General features: G+C 58.5%; 25 protein-coding genes. 9 read left to right on the forward strand and 16 right to left on the reverse strand.

Features of this window, described 5'->3' with window-relative positions; all coding sequences use genetic code 11:
- The 4 genes from NZ705_04915 to NZ705_04930 form a co-directional block, all read right to left on the reverse strand.
- Nucleotides 1–238: phenylalanine--tRNA ligase subunit alpha (locus NZ705_04915; protein ID MCS7292301.1), on the reverse strand; the 238-nt coding region annotated here is incomplete at its 3' end.
- Nucleotides 239–255: 17 nt separating this feature from the next.
- Nucleotides 256–1,356 (reverse strand): M50 family metallopeptidase, encoded by a 1,101-nt coding sequence (locus NZ705_04920; GenBank protein ID MCS7292302.1) that lies wholly within the window; start codon nucleotides 1,354–1,356, stop codon nucleotides 256–258.
- A gap of 6 nt (nucleotides 1,357–1,362) precedes the next feature.
- A complete protein-coding gene (locus NZ705_04925) occupies nucleotides 1,363–1,590 on the reverse strand; it encodes a 4Fe-4S dicluster domain-containing protein (GenBank protein ID MCS7292303.1) in 228 nt (75 codons plus the stop codon).
- A 41-nt stretch (nucleotides 1,591–1,631) separates the two neighbouring features.
- A complete protein-coding gene (locus tag NZ705_04930; protein ID MCS7292304.1) occupies nucleotides 1,632–2,576 on the reverse strand; it encodes a class A beta-lactamase-related serine hydrolase in 945 nt (314 codons plus the stop codon).
- A gap of 41 nt (nucleotides 2,577–2,617) precedes the next feature.
- Here NZ705_04930 and NZ705_04935 point away from each other — a divergent pair, with 41 nt between their 5' ends.
- Complete coding sequence (locus tag NZ705_04935) at nucleotides 2,618–3,064, forward strand: DUF2752 domain-containing protein (GenBank protein ID MCS7292305.1); 447 nt, start codon at nucleotides 2,618–2,620, stop codon at nucleotides 3,062–3,064.
- Nucleotides 3,065–3,104: 40 nt separating this feature from the next.
- On the forward strand, nucleotides 3,105–4,496 hold the full coding sequence (gene secD / locus NZ705_04940; GenBank protein ID MCS7292306.1) for a protein translocase subunit SecD: 1,392 nt from the start codon (nucleotides 3,105–3,107) through the stop codon (nucleotides 4,494–4,496).
- Here the strand turns inward: secD and NZ705_04945 are convergent.
- The 8 genes from NZ705_04945 to NZ705_04980 form a co-directional block, all read right to left on the reverse strand.
- Nucleotides 4,493–5,191 (reverse strand): helix-hairpin-helix domain-containing protein, encoded by a 699-nt coding sequence (locus NZ705_04945; protein MCS7292307.1) that lies wholly within the window; start codon nucleotides 5,189–5,191, stop codon nucleotides 4,493–4,495. The two genes, secD and NZ705_04945, sit on opposite strands and share 4 nt — an antisense overlap.
- A gap of 11 nt (nucleotides 5,192–5,202) precedes the next feature.
- Nucleotides 5,203–5,421 carry an SHOCT domain-containing protein gene (locus NZ705_04950; protein MCS7292308.1) on the reverse strand — a complete coding sequence of 73 codons (219 nt, stop codon included), beginning with the start codon at nucleotides 5,419–5,421 and terminating at the stop codon, nucleotides 5,203–5,205.
- Between the two features lie 267 nt (nucleotides 5,422–5,688).
- On the reverse strand, nucleotides 5,689–6,357 hold the full coding sequence (locus NZ705_04955) for a CapA family protein (GenBank protein ID MCS7292309.1): 669 nt from the start codon (nucleotides 6,355–6,357) through the stop codon (nucleotides 5,689–5,691).
- On the reverse strand, nucleotides 6,260–7,150 hold the full coding sequence (locus NZ705_04960; GenBank protein ID MCS7292310.1) for a CapA family protein: 891 nt from the start codon (nucleotides 7,148–7,150) through the stop codon (nucleotides 6,260–6,262). Before NZ705_04960 ends, NZ705_04955 begins: the two co-directional genes overlap by 98 nt.
- 91 nt (nucleotides 7,151–7,241) lie before the next feature.
- A complete protein-coding gene (locus NZ705_04965) occupies nucleotides 7,242–7,523 on the reverse strand; it encodes an N-acetylmuramoyl-L-alanine amidase (protein ID MCS7292311.1) in 282 nt (93 codons plus the stop codon).
- Nucleotides 7,524–7,980: 457 nt separating this feature from the next.
- Nucleotides 7,981–8,136: a hypothetical protein gene (locus NZ705_04970; protein MCS7292312.1), complete on the reverse strand. Its 156-nt coding sequence runs from the start codon at nucleotides 8,134–8,136 to the stop codon at nucleotides 7,981–7,983.
- A gap of 143 nt (nucleotides 8,137–8,279) precedes the next feature.
- Nucleotides 8,280–8,459, reverse strand: a complete 180-nt coding sequence (locus NZ705_04975) for a hypothetical protein (GenBank protein MCS7292313.1) — start codon at nucleotides 8,457–8,459, stop codon at nucleotides 8,280–8,282.
- A gap of 64 nt (nucleotides 8,460–8,523) precedes the next feature.
- A complete protein-coding gene (locus tag NZ705_04980; protein MCS7292314.1) occupies nucleotides 8,524–8,847 on the reverse strand; it encodes an AMIN domain-containing protein in 324 nt (107 codons plus the stop codon).
- 110 nt (nucleotides 8,848–8,957) lie between these two features.
- On the opposite strand from NZ705_04980, the gene NZ705_04985 reads away from it, so the two are divergent.
- The 5 genes from NZ705_04985 to infC all read left to right on the forward strand — a co-directional run bounded on the left by NZ705_04985 (nucleotide 8,958) and on the right by infC (nucleotide 11,150).
- The gene (locus NZ705_04985) at nucleotides 8,958–9,680 is read left to right on the forward strand and encodes a pentapeptide repeat-containing protein (protein ID MCS7292315.1); all 723 of its coding nucleotides are present in this window, start codon (nucleotides 8,958–8,960) and stop codon (nucleotides 9,678–9,680) included.
- Nucleotides 9,673–10,029 carry a YraN family protein gene (locus NZ705_04990; protein ID MCS7292316.1) on the forward strand — a complete coding sequence of 119 codons (357 nt, stop codon included), beginning with the start codon at nucleotides 9,673–9,675 and terminating at the stop codon, nucleotides 10,027–10,029. The genes NZ705_04985 and NZ705_04990 overlap by 8 nt, the downstream gene beginning before the upstream one ends.
- 53 nt (nucleotides 10,030–10,082) lie before the next feature.
- Nucleotides 10,083–10,277, forward strand: a complete 195-nt coding sequence (rpmG, locus tag NZ705_04995) for a 50S ribosomal protein L33 (protein MCS7292317.1) — start codon at nucleotides 10,083–10,085, stop codon at nucleotides 10,275–10,277.
- A gap of 3 nt (nucleotides 10,278–10,280) precedes the next feature.
- Nucleotides 10,281–10,496: a 30S ribosomal protein S18 gene (gene rpsR, locus NZ705_05000; protein MCS7292318.1), complete on the forward strand. Its 216-nt coding sequence runs from the start codon at nucleotides 10,281–10,283 to the stop codon at nucleotides 10,494–10,496.
- A 147-nt stretch (nucleotides 10,497–10,643) separates the two neighbouring features.
- The gene (gene infC, locus NZ705_05005) at nucleotides 10,644–11,150 is read left to right on the forward strand and encodes a translation initiation factor IF-3 (GenBank protein ID MCS7292319.1); all 507 of its coding nucleotides are present in this window, start codon (nucleotides 10,644–10,646) and stop codon (nucleotides 11,148–11,150) included.
- Between the two features lie 4 nt (nucleotides 11,151–11,154).
- Here infC and purD read toward each other — a convergent pair whose 3' ends face one another.
- Both purD and NZ705_05015 read right to left on the reverse strand, forming a co-directional pair.
- Complete coding sequence (purD, locus tag NZ705_05010; GenBank protein ID MCS7292320.1) at nucleotides 11,155–12,447, reverse strand: phosphoribosylamine--glycine ligase; 1,293 nt, start codon at nucleotides 12,445–12,447, stop codon at nucleotides 11,155–11,157.
- Entirely contained in the window at nucleotides 12,432–13,097 is a 666-nt protein-coding gene (locus NZ705_05015; protein MCS7292321.1) for a class I SAM-dependent methyltransferase, read from the reverse strand. Before NZ705_05015 ends, purD begins: the two co-directional genes overlap by 16 nt.
- Nucleotides 13,098–13,180: 83 nt before the next feature.
- On the opposite strand from NZ705_05015, the gene NZ705_05020 reads away from it, so the two are divergent.
- Together NZ705_05020 and NZ705_05025 are read left to right on the forward strand one after the other, a co-directional pair.
- A complete protein-coding gene (locus NZ705_05020) occupies nucleotides 13,181–14,182 on the forward strand; it encodes a glycosyltransferase (protein MCS7292322.1) in 1,002 nt (333 codons plus the stop codon).
- A 59-nt stretch (nucleotides 14,183–14,241) separates the two neighbouring features.
- On the forward strand, nucleotides 14,242–14,373 hold the full coding sequence (locus NZ705_05025) for a hypothetical protein (GenBank protein MCS7292323.1): 132 nt from the start codon (nucleotides 14,242–14,244) through the stop codon (nucleotides 14,371–14,373).
- On the opposite strand, the gene NZ705_05030 is transcribed toward NZ705_05025, so the two are convergent.
- Complete coding sequence (locus NZ705_05030; GenBank protein MCS7292324.1) at nucleotides 14,370–15,098, reverse strand: PspA/IM30 family protein; 729 nt, start codon at nucleotides 15,096–15,098, stop codon at nucleotides 14,370–14,372. The two genes, NZ705_05025 and NZ705_05030, sit on opposite strands and share 4 nt — an antisense overlap.
- A 39-nt stretch (nucleotides 15,099–15,137) precedes the next feature.
- A complete protein-coding gene (gene acsF / locus NZ705_05035) occupies nucleotides 15,138–16,214 on the reverse strand; it encodes a magnesium-protoporphyrin IX monomethyl ester (oxidative) cyclase (GenBank protein ID MCS7292325.1) in 1,077 nt (358 codons plus the stop codon).
- Nucleotides 16,215–16,295 lie beyond the last annotated feature (81 nt).

Below are 16,295 nucleotides of genomic sequence, written 5' to 3' on the forward strand. Positions count from 1 at the left end.
CGATACGTTGGGCCAGCGCTTCCTGTAGGCGGTCTTTCACCTGGTTGGCCAGCGCCCCAATACGCGGTCGTTCGGCTGGCGGCAGTTGTCCCATGCCCCGCAACACTTGCGATAGCTCCCCCTTTTTGCCCAGGTAATCCACGCGCAACTGTTCCAGCGCCGCTAGGGACGTCGCCGCCGCAATCGCCGCCAAACCCTGGGCTTCCAATTCCTGCAACGCTTGGGCCAAATCCGCCATCAATCGTTCTCCTGCGCCTACCTGCGTAACAATCGTACACAACCGTAGAGCCAGTAGCTCTGGTAGCGGTACAACCCCCAGGTTACTAGCGGCGTCAGCAGGCAGCTCAAACCAAAAAGGCTCACCACCCAGGCGAACGGCACGTGCCAAAACTCCCGCGCGATACGCACAAAATCGTGGTCCAGCACGTCCCCCTTGCCCAGCAAGTACAGCTCTCGCATGGTGGCGTCAAACAGCAGTTGGCGGGTGAAATTCAGGTCATAAAGCAGGATAAAAAATCCCAGGATACCGTAGAGCGTTTGTTCCCCTGGTTGCTGGCAAGCCCAACCCGTCATCGCGCGATAGAGAAACATAACCGCAAACACCAATTCCATCCCATGTCCCATCGCCACCACCAACCATTCATGCCAGCGGGTGAAATAAATCCAGGTGTACATCAACGCCAGCGTTATCAACACCGTGAGCGTAAGCCAGTTGCGCCGGAAGGAATACATCAACCCACCGATTGCCAGGTAGAAAACCAGGGGAATCAAGGCCCACCGTTCCCCCAGTTGCAAAGTCACGCCGCCCCCATGCATAAAATCAAACGCTGGAATCGCCGGATACCCCATGAGCCAGGCCGTCGCAGTATGCCCCAATTCGTGAATGATGATCACCAGATAACTGAGCACGAACCGGACAAACGGTATGGCACACAGGACAAAAGCTGTGATAAGGCCAATCAGCAGGATGCGCCTTTGGGTGGCATCGAGCCCATGAAGGGGTAGGTCCACCGGGCGAGTGGATGCGCGGGTTGCCGCGGGCCGGGATGTCTCCAGGACAGTTGCCAGGGTGAATTCCGTTTCCCAGGTGGAGGTGGACCCCTGTACCCTGAGCCGGATGGTCGTCGCCAGGGGCATCCGGTAACGGCGTAATTCTTGGGCTATGAGCGTTGGCAAGCGAGCAGGTGCAAGCGATGATGGGGCGCTGACTGCAATAGACCAGTGGTCGCTCCTTTTTTGCACATGAATGACCTGGCTATGGGTGTGAGCCAATGCCCGTTCCAAGACGGTTTGAACAGCGTGGGGATCGCCTTGTTGCACCCGTTGCCAAAGCGGTACGGACGACTCCGATGCCATTGCCCACTAACTCGGTGTGCGTTGCAAATCAGGACGTTCTTCCGGCAGAATGGCCCCTTCTACTGGACACACCTGCAGGCAAATCCCACAGTCAATGCAAATCCCAAAATCAATCCAGTACCAGTCGGTGCCTTTGGCGTTTTTCCCAGGGCCAGGGTGAATGCAGGCAACGGGACAGGCGGCGACGCAATCGGCCACGCCTTCGCACACATCGGTCACAATCGTGTGGGCCATACGTACTCACAGTGGATACACAGTTCTAGGTTAACAGAGCGTCAGGACAGGGGTTCCTGTTGCAGCCGTGCAAACACCCAGCGACTGATGTCGGGCAAAAGTTGTTCGTTGCGGCTTTGGGCTTCCCCAACGGTAAACACCACCAGCATGTAGGCCTGGTCATCGCCCCATTCCACGTAGGCGCAGTCGTGACGAACCTGGCTGGTGTGCCCTGCTTTAGACCAAAGCCGTGCCGTTGTTGGCAGACCTTCCCCCAAAAAACCTTTGACCTGGTTGTAGGCGGGGTCGGTTGGCCAATCGGCTGGGTCCAGGGAACGACGGCATAGCTCGACCATCTGTTGCGAACGGCGTGGTGAAACAGCAATTCCCCCCAAGATGGCATGAAACAGCCGCGCAGTAGCCAAAGGATTCAACCGGTTGCGGTTTTCTTGATTCGGTCCCAAAAACGCCCGTTCCCGTCCATAGGGTCCATCGCACCAGGTTTTCTGGTTGATGTTCACGCCGGCGAATTCGGGCCAGTTCCAGGACTGGAAATAACGGTTGACGATATTGCGTTGGTATTGCCAGGTGCTGAAAGGTCCCGGCGCTAAATCGGGCCCGCTGGTGGTGCCGGTCAGGACATCCACAATGTAGCTGGTGGCATCATTGCTTGAGAGCTGGATCATGTCGCGCAGGGCGCGGTCAATTTCCGGGTCAGGGGGAATCATGCCCCGCTCTAACCACTCGTGCGTCGCCACGAGATAAAACAATTTCACGATGCTGGCGGGATAAACGTTGACATCACCGCGATGACTCCAGCCCCAAGGTCGCTGTTGCCAAAACGTTTGGGGTTCCAGCGCGCCGCCGGTGTTGACCCGCACGCCACCCCCATACACCAACCAAACAATGCCCATCTGCTCTGGACGAACGGCATGACGGCTGCAGATGTCCTGCAATAGGGTTTCCCCCCACTGGGCCAGTTGCGGATGGGGCTGGTAAAAAGTCATAGGCGTAGAATAAAAATCGCCAGTTGCCTATTCATCATCCTATGATCGGTCGCGCGCCGTTAACCCCCACGCAACGCCGGGATCGGTGGATCATCCTGGGGATTTTGCTATCGCCGATTATCGGGTCTTTTGTCTACAACCGGGGGTGGCAAATTCCCGGGCTGGTGTGTCCCCTGTATCACTTCACCGGCATCCCCTGTCCCAGTTGCGGGTTAACTCGGTCGTTTATGGCGATGGCGCGGGGGGACGTGTTGCGAGCGGTGCAATTTCATGCCTTTGGCCCGCTGCTGTACGGGGTATTCCTGCTGCTAGCGCTGCACTTGCTGTTGGAATTGGTCCTGAACCGGGCGATTGTGCTCCCCTACTGGCGCTGGTTGGCACGGCACCGGGTTCACTGGGGAATTTTAGGGCTGTTTCTGGGCTATTATCTGTGGCGACTGGCGACCTGGTATCAACGGGGGGAATTGCCGGGGCGCGTGGTGTGGTAGGCCTGGCGTATCATAAAAAAATCGCCCATTTTGTGGGTCTATGGTCGGTCGGCAGCGGTTGATTCTTCTGGTGGTGATTGCCCTGGTGCTGGGGGCTTTGCTGGTGATTAGCCGTATCCCCGTGCGCTTGGGGCTGGATTTGCAGGGTGGGGCGCAGTTGACACTACAGGTGAAAACTACCGCCGAAGTCAAACAAATCACGCCCCAGGTGTTGGAAGCGGTACAGCGGGTGGTCGAAAACCGGATCAATGGGTTAGGCGTCGCTGAAGCCGTGGTGCAAACAGTGGGCAACCGTCAACTGCTGGTACAACTTCCCGGTGTGAGCGACCCCCAACAGGCAGAACGGGTGCTCGGCGGTACGGCCCAACTAGAATTTCGCTTGCAAAAGCCCGGCACCGATACCCAACAAATTCAACAGCTTTATACGGTGCGGGAGCAACTGGCCGCTTTGCTCAAGCAACCCCAGAACCTGTCCGACCCCGAACAAGTCAAAAAGGACTTGCAAAAAGCCAATGAAGCCCTGGCTGCGTTCTACGAACCGACAGGGTTGACCGGGAAAAATCTCAAGGATGCCTTTGCCCAACCGCTGCCCGCTGGGAATCAGTGGCAAGTGGCGATTCGGTTTGATGGGCCAGGGGGCCAAAAATTTGCGGAATTAACCAAAGCCATCGCCGGTACAGGCCGCACGCTCGGGATTTTTTTAGATAACCAGCTCATCAGTTTCCCCACCGTGGGGCCAGAATTTGCCGCCACAGGGATTACTGGGGGTGCAGCGGTGATTACCGGCAATTTTACGGCGGAATCGGCCAATGATTTAGCGGTGCAGTTGCGGGGTGGGGCGTTGCCGGTGCCCGTGGAAATTGTGGAAAACCGCACGGTGGGGGCGACTTTGGGCCAAGACAGTATCCAACGTAGTTATTGGGCGTTTGCCGGCGGTTTGGCGCTGGTGCTGCTGTTTATGGTGTGGTACTACCGCTTGCCGGGGTTGATTGCCGATGTGGCCTTGATGATCTATGCGCTGTTGACCTACGCGGCTTTTTTGCTGCTAGGTGTGACCCTGACGTTACCGGGCATTGCTGGATTTATTCTCAGTATTGGGATGGCCGTGGATGCCAACATCTTGATCTTTGAACGCACGCGGGAAGAGCTGCAAGCTGGTAAAAGTTTATATCGCTCTGTCGAAGCCGGTTTCTATCGGGCCTTCAGTAGCATTTTGGATGGAAATGTGACGACGTTGATTGCCTGTGCAGCGCTGTTTTGGCTTGGAACCGGCATGGTGAAAGGGTTTGCCGTGACCTTAGCCATTGGGGTGCTTGTCAGCATGTTTACCGCGATTACCTGCAGCCGGACATTTTTGCTGTTTGTGCTGACGATTCCAGCCCTGCGGCGGGTCGAGTTTTACGTGCCCAAATCCCTGCTGACTTCCCACTAAAGCAGCGCCCGCAATTGATGGGTTGACAGGCCAGTGCGTTTGACGATATCTACGACCGAGCGATAGGGACCCCGGCGGTTGCGTTCCGCCACAATTTGAGCAGCTACATCCGGCTCTAAACCAACAGCAACCAAGCGCTCTGCATCGAAATGATTGGCCCGCCGCCAGGATACATAACTCTCTTGACGAATATCGTAACTAAACGTCAGATAGGGCGCAATGCGTTGCACCGTTGCTTCAGGAATACCAACAATTTCCGTCAGTTCTTCCGGGTGAGTAAACTGGTGGCCACTTTCTCGCATCGCAATGATGTCATTGGCGTAGGCAATCGGCAACCCTAGCTGATGAACTAACACCTCTTTTGAGCAGGTATTAATGTCAAATTTGCCCCGCAGAGCCAGTATTTTGGCCGCCAACTTAGGGTCGGCAGGTGGTGGCAAATGCTGGGGGTAGGTACGAACGAGAAACTCAGTACGATAAACAAAGGCCAGAACGATTTGACCTAGCCAGGCCAAAGGAAGCAGGTCCGTCAAAACCAGCGGCACAAGTGTAAAGGCTAATCCCGCCCCCAGTAACCGGTAGTTTCGTATGACCCAACCCGCCCAAATTTGGGCTATGCCACCAACCCACGGGATAAATGACAGATAAACCCAAGTGGGATAGCGCTGGAACCAGTCGTCACGACCTTGCCACATGAATGAAACACCTAGAGCCTGCGGAGCAGATCACGGCGCTTTTGTTCGTATTCTTCAGCAGTAATGACGCCGTCTTCGTAAAGCTTTTTCAGGTCTGCCAATGCAAGGGTTATATCTCTAACACCAACTGTTGTCCCTGAAGCCGTCGGTAGCGTTGCCGTGGCATTATACCGCCGGTCAAAGTCCGCATCCGACATCAAAAGTAACACGAAAAAATCAACAAGGGTCAAGATGCCAACAATTATCGGCGGAATGATGAAACACTAGCCCACCGTAGTCCCTAGTAGATACAAAACTCCAGCACCCCCATTGCCCAAGTAAAAATGATGAACCCCTAGCCATCCCAGAAAAAAACACAGCAAAATCGCAACACCCCTATTTTTCACAAGCAAAACCTCCTACAAATGACCCCCTGGTAAGCAAGCCTTTGCCCTTTGGGCTGATTGAAGCATCGCACGATACACAATCGTTCCGATACCCCTACCCGATAGGATATTTCATGACCCAGAACGGGTCAAGTTCGCACTGTTGGGATAAACGCGGGGTCGGAAAACGCCGTCGTCCCCCAGGAGCCATTCGCTGTGGGGCATGTCTTGGCGGTTGAGACGCTGGAGCAAGTGGATGGTGCGTTTTCGACTATCGGGAAGGGGAATGCCGTTGGGGGAAATCACAATCGGAATGACCCGCGCGCCCACCAGTTGTCCATCGGCCCGTAGCCGCACCTCCAGGATCAGAGAGTAGCCCATCTCGCCTGCAGTGCTCAGGGCGCCGTAACCGATGAAATTGCCTAGGGAGTAGGCAATCAATTTGCCCCGATAGACCTCAATGGCTCGAGGAACGTGAGGGCCATGTCCCAACACCAAATCGGCGCCGCTAGCGACCATCGCCCGGCTGAAATGGATGGGATTGCCACGCAGTTCGCCGAAAAACACTTCATTGCGGTCATGGACATGGAGCGCGCTGGTGCCCTCAGCGCCCATGTGGGCGGAAATGATGACCACATCCGCCTGGTTGCGCGCCTGCCGTACTAACGTTCGGGCGGTGGTCAGGTCCAGCACTGAGTTGTGGTTAGGGTAAGGACTGAACCCAATCCAAGCCAGGCGCACCCCCCGCACGGTTTGGTAGAGAATCTGACCCCGCCGGTGACCCAACGTCTGAATGCCCACCTGCTCCAGGTAACGCACCGTTCGCTTCGCCGCGCGCCGTCAGGCACTCCGCGAGGATATCGGAGTCCCGCAGACCGACCTCACCAAAGTCGCCAGTGTGGTTGTTAGCCAGGTGGAACAGGGTAAACCCCGCATCCCGCAGGAGACTGGCGTAGGCCGGCGGCATCCGAAAGGCAAAGACCGACCGCTGGTTGGGAACCTTAGCGCTGCAGGGGTGGGTGGTTAAAGGCGCTTCCAAATTCCCGAATACTACATCGGCTCCTGCCAGTTCTGCACGCACCTGCTGTAATAACTGTTGGGGTGCGGGATGGAGACGGCGCTCAGGATAGTCGGTTCCCAAAATTACATCTCCGACGGCTTTGAGGACGATCACCGGGGGCGGAGACATTGGCGTTGCTGGCGCTAGGGCTGGATCCGTCTCGGCGATGGGACGCGGCCAGCGGTAGGCCAATCCTCCTCCTACCAACAGCGATACCCCACTTACGCTCCCCAACAACCAGGGCAACCAAGGCCGAGCCGACCGCGCTCCCGTGTACACCACTGCTTGCCAGTTGTCCCCCTGTAACCAGACGGGCTGCGGCGAACGGTAGGCTAAGCGCTGTAATCCCCGCTGGACAAAGCGCGTCCACTGGGCCGGTGTGATGGAGGCTTGGGGGTCGCAGTAAATCACCAATTGTCGAGCGCGGCGTTGCACCCGTACCCGTAAGCCTCGGGGCGCCAAGGCCCGGTTTATCAGATTCTCCAGTGCCTGGGGCTGTCCACGCTGAGCCTGAGACCACAAGCAAGACGGCATCGGTTCCCCACGCTTGCAAATCGAGTGATACCGTGAGGAACCGAACCCTGGGCCTTAAAAACCACGTGAATTCCGCTGATGCGACCTGATGCTACTTTACTGGGGAGCGGGCCAAGTTGTCGAGGTAGCGGTGAATGCCCTGGACAATTCCTTCCGCAACGCGCTGACGATAGGACGCCGTTGCTAATCGGGGCGCATCTTTGGCGCCGGTCACGTACCCCACCTCCACCAGCGTTGCCCGCATCGAACTCCGGCGCAACACATAAAAGGGCGTTTGACGCACACCGCGGTCCTGCGCTTGGGTCGTGCGCAACAGGTTTTTATGGATACGGCGGGCCAGCCATTGCCCGGTTCGGTAGTAGTAGGTTTCCACGCCGTTGACCTCAGGATACCGTTCCTAAAACTATGGACAATTCTCCACAGGCTGCTGGGCAAACGGCTCTCCCAACAACTTCCTCCGCCGCCAACGGAGGCGGAGCGTGCCGGACTCCCACCGGCAAGTCACTGTTGCACTCAGACCACGCGCTCGGGGTGGTAGGTGGCCGGCCATCTCTAACCGGCGGTAGCTAGAGACAGTCCCGACACAGTGACTGCAGTACAACTGCCGCTAGTACCTGGGTAAGAAGCAGCCACAACCTCCACACATGCTTCTCTCGATTCCTTACAGGTAGAAAGAAGGTGCCGTGGAGATTGCGCCAAGGAGCGCTTGGCAGGCTGGCTTCTCACCTGGGCATAATACCATTATGGCCAAAGCCGCTATTGTCTGCCCAGTGGCCTAGGACAGATGTTCATTTCTGGCTATAAGAGTGCATAAAGGGTTCAACAGTTGCCTACCCCAAATGCAGGGCGTTGGCATGGATGCTGACAAATACCGTCGCATTCACCGGTTTGCCAAGGCCACTCGCGGTGCTAGGGGTACAGGACAGCGCTGTGCAAATCCTCTGGGCCTGCAACAAGCGGGCAACCCAGCGGCTGATATCCAGCACGATTTCTTTTTCCTGGATATGGCGCTAGGGTCGCCGCCCCCATGGCCTGGGTCGAGAAGCACAACGTAACGGGAGCAAGTTGGTGGGGTGACAACTATCGGTGCAGGTCGGAGCCACAGACCCTGGGACACGGGCTGTAATTGCTAATCGGGGTCGCTGGCGCTAATTTCCAGCGAGAGTCGCAGATGACCATTGAATCCGGTTGCCACCTGCAGGTTGTATGGACGGGTCTGGTTTTGAAAATCAGGAGCCAGCGCTGTGTGGGGTAACTCCACGTACAGCCACTGCCGGTCGTGGGAACGAGCCACCCGTCCCAGCACCACCGGGCCGCGCAGGTGGAAAAAATCCTCTAACCCTGGCGTTGGGCCGCCTGGAGCAACGAACCAGCTAGCGGTTGCCCTGCGACGACAATTCCACCTGCTCTGGGCTGAACACCCCAGAGAGAGCCACCACCAGGCGAACCGTATCCGGGCAGTACTGGGCGATACGCACTGCAGTTGGGCCGACATGTTGGGTGATGGGGAGTTGCGGCCAGCGGGTGCCTGGCAAATCCACCACCTGGATACGGGGTTGCGTCGGTTGGTCGGTCTGGAATTCGAGACCTTGGGTCTGGGGGTTATAGCGCCAAAATTGCAGGGTCGCTTGCGACCACGCTGGCGACACTAGACCGGCAACCAGCACACAAATCATCATTCCCCAGCGGCTGGGCATGGCACGCCTGCACGTATCAAGCAGCGGGGCACCCTGACTTGGGGTAAGATGGAGAAAGCTGGCGAATGTTCCCGTCACCGTTTGGTCCACCAACCTGGCTGAAGAACTCTATGGATGCTGCTGAATTGCTCGCGCTCTACGCTCAGGGTGAACGGGATTTTAGCCGCGCCAACCTCAGCGGTGTGGACCTGTCGGGGGCGGACTTGCGGGGGATTGACCTGACGGCGGCCAAACTGAGCGGCGCCTACCTGACCAACACCAACCTGGAGGGGGCGATTTTGAACCAAGCCATCTTGCGGGAAACCGACCTGAGCGGCGCGTTTCTCAAGGGCGCGGGCTTGGTGATGGCCAAACTCAGCGGCGCGATCCTGTGGCAGGCAGATTTGACCCAAGCCGATTTGGGGGGCGCTAACCTATGCACGGGGGACCTGAGCCATGCTCGCTTGGTGGAGGCGGACCTGAGCCGGGCGCTCCTGAGCGGCGCTAATCTAACCCAATCCGACCTGAGCCAGGCCAATCTGTGGGACGCGGACTTGAGCCGGGCTAACTTGCGGCAAGCGAATTTAACGGAAGCATCCCTGCGGGGCGCCGATCTCTCGCGGGCCGTTCTCCAGGGAGCGATTTTGAGCCGGGCGAAACTCTCAAGCTGCATTCTCAATGGGGCCAATTTGCGCCAGGCCAAGCTCGACGGCGCGAGTTTGATCCAGTGCGACCTGAGCAGCGCCAACCTCCGGGAAGCGGATTTGACGGGTGCAGACTTGACGGGCGCCATCTTCGACCGGGCGATTTTGGTGGACACCCGCTTGCCAGAAACGTCGGCGCTCCATGCGTGATACCGGTGCGGCGGGCGAGAACTGGTTGGCGGCTGCTTTGCAACAACGGGGCTGGCAAGTCGTGGCCCAGCGCTGGCGCTGCCCGTGGGGAGAACTGGATTTGGTGATGTGGGCCGGCGATACGCTGGTATTTGTGGAGGTAAAAACCCGGCGGGACCGCAATTGGGACGCAGACGGCGCAGCGGCGGTTACACCCACCAAACAGGAACGGTTGCGGCAAGCGGCGGCGTTCTTTCTGAGCCAGCATCCCCAGTGGCAAAATGCACCCTGCCGGTTCGATGTAGCCTTAGTGCGGCGACGGGGACGGCATTACTCTCTCCAGGCTTACCTGCCAGGGGCCTTGTGCTAGGGTGGTGTTTGCGGTATGTTTGAAAAAGTCACCGTTTTTGAACTAGGGCGGCTATGGCCAAGAGCAAGGGCGCGCGCTTGATTATCACCTTGGAGTGTACCGAGTGCCGCACGAATCCGAACAAGCGCTCAGCGGGGGTCTCTCGGTACACTACGACCAAGAATCGGCGCAATACGACCGGGCGCCTGGAATTGAAAAAATACTGCCCCTATTGCAACAAGCACACTCTGCATCGGGAGACAAAGTAGGCTATGACGTTTTACCGGCGGCGGGTTTCTCCAATCAAGCCCAGCGATCCGATTGACTACAAGGACATTGACCTGCTGCGCAAGTTTATCAGCGAGCAGGGGAAGATTCTACCCCGGCGAGTGACGGGTCTGACCGCCAAGCAGCAGCGGCAAGTCACGCGCGCCATCAAGCAAGCGCGGATTCTGGCTCTGTTACCGTTTGTCAACCGAGAAGGCTAGGGGGGTCGCTGTGGCCTGTGCTAAACTGGGGGCAACCCATGCCTCCCCGAAGCAAGGGGATACTCTTAAACGTTTGTTGCTGTCTGTTGTCGTCGGCTTGAGGGATTCGTGACCGCTACTCCCCCGCCTAGGCATCCGAACCACCGCATGCTACCGAACATTAACGAACGGATTCGGTATCCCAAGATTCGCCTGATTGATGTGGACGGTACGCAACTGGGGATCATGTCGCCTCGGGAGGCATTGGCTTTGGCCCAGGAGCGGGAATTGGACTTGGTCCTGATCAGTGAGAAGGCGGACCCGCCCGTGTGCCGGATCATGGATTACGGCAAGTACAAGTTCCAGCAGGAAAAAAAGGCGCGTGAGGCCAAGAAAAAACAGCAGACGATAGAGGTCAAAGAAGTGAAAATGCGCTACAACATTGACGAGCACGATTACCAGGTGCGGGTGAACCAGGCGCGCCGGTTTTTGAAAGAGGGGGACAAGGTCAAGGTGACCATCACGTTCCGGGGACGGGAATCTCAGCACAGCGAGCTGGCGGAGGACTTACTCAAACGCCTGGCCACCGATTTGCAAGAGGTGGGGCAGGTACAGCAGGTGCCTCAAAAGGAGGGCCGCAATATGATTATGGTGCTCATGCCCAAAAAAGGCTAGGGGTCTAGGCTCGCCGCAAGCGCCAGCCAATGTCGTCTCGGTAGTAGCAGTCGGTGAAGCTAATGTGTTTTACGGCGCCGTAGGCTTGGGCCAGTGCCGCCTCGAGGGTAGGGCCGTAGCCTGTGACGCTGAGGACCCGTCCCCCATCGGTGAAAATCTGGTTGCGCTCCCGGCGGGTGCCACTGTGGAAGACCAGCGCGCCGGTGGCTTCCGCTAAATCCAAGCCGCGCACCGGATAGCCCTTGACGAATTCGCCGGGATATCCGCCCGAGGCCAGCACTACCGTCGCGGTATAGCCGGGTTTCCAGACGGGAGGAGGCACCTCGGCCAGCCGTCCCTGGGCGCAGGCCACCGCCAGCTCCAGCAGGCAGGAGTCCAACAGGGGTAGGATGGCTTGGGTCTCGGGGTCGCCAAAGCGGCAGTTAAATTCCACCACTACAGGGTCGCCCGCTGGGGTGACCATCAATCCCGCGTAGATCACGCCTCGGTAGTCAATGCCGCGCCGCTGCAACCCCGCCAGTAGGGGCTGAAAAATCTCCCGCTCTACCCGTTGCTGGAGCGCGGTCGTCATCCAGGGCACTGGCGCACAGGCTCCCATTCCCCCCGTGTTCGGCCCGGTGTCGCCCACGCCCACCCGCTTATAGTCTTGGGCCGGGAGCAACGGGTAGAGGGTTTTGCCATCCGTCAGCGCTAGGATGGAGACCTCCTCCCCTGGCAAAAACGTCTCCACCAGAACCTGCTGGCCAGCAGCGCCAAACTTGCCCTCCACCAGAGCCGCCTGCACCGCCTGCACCGCCTCCGCGTGGGTTTGGGCCACCGTTACGCCCTTGCCCGCCGCTAGGCCATCCACCTTCACCACGACCGGCAGAGGTTGCTGCTCAATGTAGGCTTGGGCTGGAGCCACCTCCCGGAACACTTGGGCGGGGGCGGTGGGAATCCCCTCGGCTTGCATCAGGGTCTTGGCCCACACCTTGCTGGCTTCCAATTGGGCGCCGGCTCGGCCGGGTCCCAACACCAGCAGCCCCTGTTCCCGCAGGTGGTCTGCTAGCCCTAAGGCCAAGGGGGCCTCTGGTCCTACCACCACCAGCTGCACTCCCTGCACCAGGGCAAACCGGCCAATGCCCTCCAGGTCCACCGGCAGCATCGGCATATTCACACATTTGGGGTGGGTTGCCGTCCCCCCATTGCCTGGCACGCAGAACACCTTGGTCACCTGGGAAGACTGGGCCAGCTTCCAAGCTAGCGCGTGTTCCCGTCCGCCGCTTCCCACTACTAGCACCCTCATGGCCGTTTCCACGCAAGGGTCAACCCGTCCGCCAGCGGCAGCATACTCAGCACCACCCGCTCGTCCTGATAAACCCGGCGATTGAAGGCGCGTATTGCCTCTGTAGCGGCATCCTGGGCTTGGGGGTCCACCACCCGCCCGCCCCACAACACATTGTCCACCAGCAGCAGACCCCCTGGTCGCAGCAGGGCTAGGCACTGTTCGTAGTAGGTCAGGTAATTCTCCTTGTCGGCGTCAATGAAGGCAAAGTCGTACTGTCCGGCTTGTCCCTGGGCTAGCAGTGCCGCCAGCGTATCCTTGGCTGGGGCCAAGCGCAGGTCAATTTTGGCGGCCACCCCGGCTTTTTCCCAGTAGCGACGGGCAATTTGAGTGGTTTCTGGGTTGATGTCGCAGGCCAGCAAGTACCCGTCCGCCGGCAGGGCCAGGGCCACCACTAGGCTGCTGTAGCCGGTGAACACTCCAATTTCAATAGCGCGCCGCACGCCCATCGCCTGCACCAGCAACGCCATAAACTGGCCCTGTTCAGGGGCAATCTGCATCGCCGCGCCTGGTAACCCCTGGGTCTCTGCGCGCAGTTGTTGCAACAGGGGCGGTTCCCGCAGCGAATGCGCCAGTAGATAGGCGTGGAGGTCTGGTGTCAGGGGGAGGGTCTGCAGTGACACAGGTCCGTCGTAACAAACATTCTTTCTCCCATCATGCCAGTTTTCTGTACAGTGGGGAAACAGTGCAGGCCTGGAGCGGTAGGATGCGGACGTTGTACTTTCTGGTTCCCGGCACCGGCAAGCCTTATCACTGCGGCGGTCTTTGGGCGGAATTACGCACCCTGGAATTGGCACAATCCCTGGGTCCAGCGGCGCTGGTGACTTACCGCCAACGCGAACCCGGCCACCTGTTTCTGGCTGACCTGCTGAAACAACCCCCAGCAGACGGGATCTTCGTGGTCAGTTGGGGGTTTCACGTGCCGCGCCTGTTAGGGCGACTGCGGGCCTATCCGGTGGTTTATCACGCCCACAGCGTCGGTTATGGGTTTCGGATACCGCCTGGCGTGCCCATTGTCACGGTCAGCCGCCACAGCCTGGGATATTGGGGGCAAAGGGCACCCCACGCTCCCATCTACTACCTGCCCAACGTGCTCAGCGACGAGTTCACCAACCGCCACCAGCCCCGCGATATTGACGTGCTGATCCTGGCGCGCAAGTCCTCGACCTACCTACTCCGGCAACTGGCTCCCCAACTTCGCCAGCATTGCCGCGTGGAAGTCATTGATTGGTTTGTCCCGAGCCTGGCGGACTGGTTTAACCGCAGCCGGGTCTATCTGTACGACTCAGCCGCCTACTGGGCAGTGCAGGGTGTGAGTGAAGGATTCGGGTTGCAACCGTTGGAGGCGCTCGCTTGCGGTTGTTACGTGTTTTCCAGCGTCAACGGCGGCTTGGCCGATTATCTCGACCCGGGCGCCAACTGCGAGCAAATCGGCTGTTACGACACGGGTTACGACGTCCAGCGCATCCTGCGGGTTTTGCGGGAACCACCGCCGCCGCTGCCCCCCGAGTGCCTGGCCGAGTACCGCGCCCCGCAGGTCCGCCGCAAGCTGCAACGGATTTGGCAAGCCCTAGAGGACTTCTTCGACTACCGGCAGCAGCACCCTACCGGCGACATTGCCCCCCTCACGCCGCTACGTCTCTGGCGACAACGATGGCAGCACTGGGGCCGCCGAGCCAGGCAACTGTTAAAAAAATGGTCGAGATGAGAAACTAGCCGGCCCGGGTTCGCTAAGGTGAAAAGGGGGAGTTTGTGGGAGAAGCGCCGATGAACGAAATGAACCAGGGACCGATGCGGTTTGACAATGCCGATGACCCCGTGGTTGTATTAACCAGCGGATTGCTTATCCTAAGCGGCGTAGCAGCGCTAGTGCTCTTGGCCCTGAAATACGCCTACTAGGATGGTTCCAACTCGCTCTGCTGCACGGACTGGGGCAAGGGTTGGGGTGACGCGCTGGGGCTGGGTAACATCCCCATTTGCGCCTTAAGGGCCAGCAACTCGGCGTCTAAGTCGGTATTTCCCTCCAGCGCCTTGAACTGCTCCTCCAGCGTGTCCGCAGCCAATTCTCCCGCCACCTGTGCCCGTGCCTCCTGGGTGAGCACTTTTTCTTCCATCCGCTCGAAGGCCGCCATGGCGCCGCTAGTTCCCACTTTGCCCAGGGCTTGATTCACCTGTTCTGTCGCCTTGGCCGCCCGCAGTCGCGCTTTGAGCATGTCCTTCTTGGTACGGGCCTCGGCGATTTTGCTCTCCAGGGCCGTCATCTGGCGACGCAGGTTCTCCAACTGCACCGACTGCTGGTCCAACTGGGTCTTCAGGGCCGCCGCCGTGTCTGCATAGCTCTTGCGCCGGGCCAGGGCTTGTTTCGCCAGTTCCTCCTCCCCTTTCTGGAGAGCCAACTGGGCCTTGCGATACCACTCCTCCGCCAGAGCCAGATTCTGGTTGTACTGCTGCTCAACCCGTTTGTGGGCGGCCATCGCCTGCGCCACCGCCTGCCGCAATTGCACCTGGTCCTCCTGCATATCGAGCAGGGCTTGGTCCAGGATTTTTTCTGGGTCTTCAGCGGCGCTGATGGCGGCGTTTAAATTGGCGCGCAACAACCGGCTCAAACGGTCAAACAAACCCATAACCCTGTCCCCCGGCAACTGACAAGCCTATTATAGCGACTAGTAAACCATCCCCCGTTGCGCCTCCATATCCACCGGTCGCATCAGGTACAACCGCAGCAGGTTGACCACAATCCGCACTATATATGGCAACTGGCGCAACCGTTTCCACCACAGCGGCCCTCGGCCTTCACCGATACGAGCAATCCGCAGATGGTCCCGCGCGCAGGCATCCATTAACTTCTCAAAATCGGGATGGTCCACATTCAACACCACCGGAAACACCCGCCCCGCCGTCCAGTTCGTCTTGCGGATCACGTGCAGGTCGTAGTCGCGGGCATTGAGGCCAATGGCTTCGTAGAACTTGGCCCGCTGGTGGTCATTTAAATACATCGTGGCAAACACCGACAGCAGGAAAAACCGGCACCACAACCGCGCCTTCCAGTCGTTCAAAAACTGGGGATTGGCCCGCAAAATCGCGTCAAAGAAATCTCCATGGCGGTTCTCGTCCTGGCACCAGCTTTCAAAAAACTTGAAGATGGGATAAATCCGGTGTTCTGGATGCTTTTCTAGATGCCGGTAAATCGTGATGTAGCGCCAGTAACCAATTTTTTCCGATAGATAAGTGGCGTAAAAGATAAACTTCGGCGCAAAGTAGGTGTATTTGCGGTGACTGGTGAGAAACCCTAGATCCAAGCTCAGGCCAAAATCCGCCATTGCCTTGTTCAAGAAACCCGCGTGGCGCGCCTCATCCCGCGACATCAAACTGAAGCATTCCGCCAGCACCGGGTTACGGTCTTTGAGCCGGCGCGACAGTTCTTTGTACAGGAGAAAACCAGAGAACTCTGCTGTGCAGGAGCGCTCCAGAAATTCGATAAATAGGCGCCGCGTTTCCCCGTCAATGTGGTCCCAGGACCGGTTAAACTCCTCATCCCGCACAAAGTGATAGCGGTTGTAATCCGCCCGAAACTCGCTTAGGATGGCCCGCAGCTCTGCTTCATTGGCCCGGATGTCCATCGCCGCCATCGCCTCAAAGTCCGTGGTGTAAAACCGAGGCGTGAGAATCGTCTCTTTCGCAGGCGCCTTGATCCCGGGTCGCAATTCCGCCAAGGTCTGAGCTGAAGGCGTCGTCACCATACCGCGTTACCTAGAACCACTCATCTGCCTAGTATGGTATCGCGAACCACCCCCCGCCCAGGAAGCGTTACATTTCTTGAT

Source organism: Gloeomargarita sp. SKYB120 (assembly GCA_025062155.1).
In the GTDB taxonomy this organism is placed as follows: Bacteria; Cyanobacteriota; Cyanobacteriia; order Gloeomargaritales; family Gloeomargaritaceae; genus Gloeomargarita.